Genomic DNA, 3,023 nt, shown 5'->3' on the forward strand with positions numbered 1-3,023 from the left:
CCAAGTCTGTCTCAACGGGATAGCCTGTCGCACTATCAAAGATATGGTGAAACGACTGGCCGTCGACTTCTAAATGACGCTCGTAGATGCCAGAGGTGACAATAGACTTATTCTTGACGGAGAGGACTAATAGGTGTTGCCCTCTTTTTTTGACTGGATTTTGAATGCCAATCCGCCAAGGCTGTTGCTTGATGGGATGTTGACCAATCGTGAGAATATTTCCACCCAGATCAATCAAGGCATCTGTAATTCCTTGATCTTTTAGAAATGCACCAATAAGATCAGCGCTATAACCTTTTGCCAAAGCCCCAAGATCAATCTTCATCCCGGAACGTTTCAGAAAAACCGTATGGTTTTCAGGGTCAAGTTGGATTTGCTGGGGATCAATCTTAGTCAGCGCTTGGTCTATTTCCTCTTGCCGAGGGCGTCTAGCATCTGAAAAACCTATCCGCCAAGTCTGAACAAGAGGACCAATGGCGATGTTTAAATGGCTGTTTTGAGCTTGACTATGCAAGGTACCTAATGCAATCAGTTCAAAAAGATCTGGATGCACCCGAACTGGCGCAATACCGGCTTGACGATTGACCTCCATGAGTTCAGAACTTGCATCATTAGCACTAAAGCGATGTTCGTAAGAGCGAAGAATCTCAAAGCATTGAGCTAAGATTTCATCCGCTAGAGTGTGAAAGATCGAAACGGTGATGGTGGTCCCCATCAGACGTTCGGATCGACTGCTTAGTTCCACTAAAAATCTATCCTTTCCAATTTTCACTTACTTACAGTATATCAGAAAGAGACCGTTTTCACAATCCTTTCAAGCAAATTATTTGACAATCCTATATGTATGTGAAATTTTGTTTTCTGTAAATTTGAAAAAAAGTTCACAAAACCTGAGCAAAATAATTGTAACCGATATCATTTTTATGATATACTCATGGGGTAAATTAAATTAAAGGTAGGATTTATTCTATGAGTAAAATCGTTGTTGTAGGGGCTAACCATGCCGGAACAGCTTGTATCAACACTATGTTAGATAATTTCGGAAATGAAAATGAAATTGTGGTTTTTGACCAAAACTCAAACATTTCATTCCTTGGATGTGGGATGGCGCTTTGGATCGGAAAACAAATCGACGGTCCTGAGGGTCTTTTCTACTCTGACAAAGAAAAATTGGAAGCAAAAGGTGCAAAAGTCTACATGAACTCTCCTGTTCTTTCAATTGACTATGACAACAAAGTGGTAACGGCAGAAGTTGATGGAAAAGAACATAAAGAATCTTACGAAAAATTAATCTTTGCGACTGGATCAACACCAATCATTCCTCCAATTAAAGGAGTTGAAATCGTTCCTGGTAACCGCGAATTCAAAGCAACTCTTGAAAATCTTCAATTCGTTAAATTGTACCAAAACGCTGAAGAAGTGATCGAAAAATTGAAAGATAACAGCAAACACTTGAACCGTATCGCCGTAGTTGGTGGTGGTTACATTGGTGTTGAACTTGCGGAAGCTTTCGAACGTCTTGGTAAAGACGTTGTCTTGGTGGATATCGTGGACACTGTCTTGAATGGCTACTATGACAAAGACTTCACAGACATCATGGCGAAAAACTTGGAAGACCACAACATCCGTTTGGCACTTGGACAAACTGTTCAAGCGGTTGAAGGAGATGGTAAGGTAGAACGCCTTGTAACCGATAAAGAAACCTTCGATGTTGATATGGTTATCTTGGCTGTTGGATTCCGTCCAAATACAGCTCTTGCTGATGGGAAGATTGAACTCTTCCGCAACGGCGCCTTCCTTGTCGATAAGAAACAAGAAACGTCACTTCCAGGTGTATACGCAGTTGGTGACTGTGCGACTATTTTCGATAACGCTCGTAACGAAATGAGCTATATCGCTCTTGCGTCTAATGCGGTTCGTTCAGGTATTGTTGGTGCCTACAATGCGACTGGTCATGAATTGGAAGGAATCGGTGTTCAAGGTTCTAACGGTATCTCAATCTACGGCCTTCACATGGTTTCAACTGGTTTGACTCTTGAAAAAGCGAAAGCTGCAGGCTTCAATGCCACTGAAACTGGCTTTAACGACCTTCAAAAACCTGAATTTATCAAACACGATAACTATGAAGTTGGTATCAAGATCGTCTACGATAAAGACACTCGTCAAATTCTTGGAGCTCAAATGGTATCCCGTGATAGCGCCATCTCAATGGCTATCCACATGTTCTCACTTGCGATTCAAGAACACGTGACGATTGATAAGTTGGCCTTGACGGACTTATTCTTCTTGCCACACTTCAACAAACCATACAACTACATTACAATGGCAGCTTTAACTGCTGAATAATAGCTAAAGTTCTATTAAAAACTTTCCTTAGGTGAGTACGGACGTCAGCGAACTTCGTAGAAGTTCCATGACTAATTATTGAGCCTAAGGTCTCAATAATTCCGAGTGCCTGAAACTGTATTGTTTCAGGCACTTTTCTCATAGCGGAAAGTTTTGACTTTTCTTTATTCGTTCCATAATAAATAGAACATATTTATATTTCTTTGTAGAATTTCTTAACTTATTTTACTTGATAAAATGGTTTATCTACATTCTAAACAAAACTTACAAGGGTGGTTTTGTTTTTTTCTGTCTTTCCATGTATTCAGAGGCAGTGAAATAAGGTATAATGAATAGGATAAGAGTTTGAAGGAGTTAGGGAATGTCTGCTAAAGAAGAAGCCTTTAAAAATGAATTTCAATTTGCCTCTAGTTCGATTGTGGCCCATATTGTCAGAGGTGTTCTGGTTGGGATCGTTGTGGGCTGTATCGTCTCGAGTTTTCGTTTTTTGATCGAACATATTTTTCATTTTGTTCAAGGCGTTTACAAGGAGATGTCTGGTCAACCACTTTATTTGCTGGCGATGCTGTTGGGGTATGGGGTGATCGTACTGATTGCTGGTCGCCTTATTCGCACCAATCGGGATATCAAAGGATCGGGAATTCCGCAAGTCGAAGCGGAACTCAAGGGCCTCTTGG

At 40.8% G+C, this 3,023-nt stretch carries 2 protein-coding genes and 1 pseudogene; 2 read left to right on the plus strand and 1 reads right to left on the minus strand.

Translation table 11 applies throughout. From position 1 onward, the window contains the following. The coding region (locus SPADD19_RS06400) for an FAD:protein FMN transferase (protein WP_338322293.1) at nt 1-745 on the minus strand (745 nt) is incomplete at its 3' end. A gap of 224 nt (nt 746-969) precedes the next feature. Here SPADD19_RS06400 and nox point away from each other — a divergent pair. Both nox and SPADD19_RS12730 read left to right on the plus strand, forming a co-directional pair. Beyond that, nucleotides 970-2,346 carry a H2O-forming NADH oxidase gene (gene nox / locus SPADD19_RS06405; protein WP_049499016.1) on the plus strand — a complete coding sequence of 459 codons (1,377 nt, stop codon included), beginning with the start codon at nt 970-972 and terminating at the stop codon, nt 2,344-2,346. 361 nt (nt 2,347-2,707) lie between these two features. Then, nucleotides 2,708-3,023: pseudogene (locus SPADD19_RS12730) on the plus strand (ClC family H(+)/Cl(-) exchange transporter); the annotation flags it as partial.

The organism is Streptococcus parasanguinis (assembly GCF_001578955.1).
GTDB lineage: Bacteria > Bacillota > Bacilli > Lactobacillales > Streptococcaceae > Streptococcus > Streptococcus parasanguinis_U.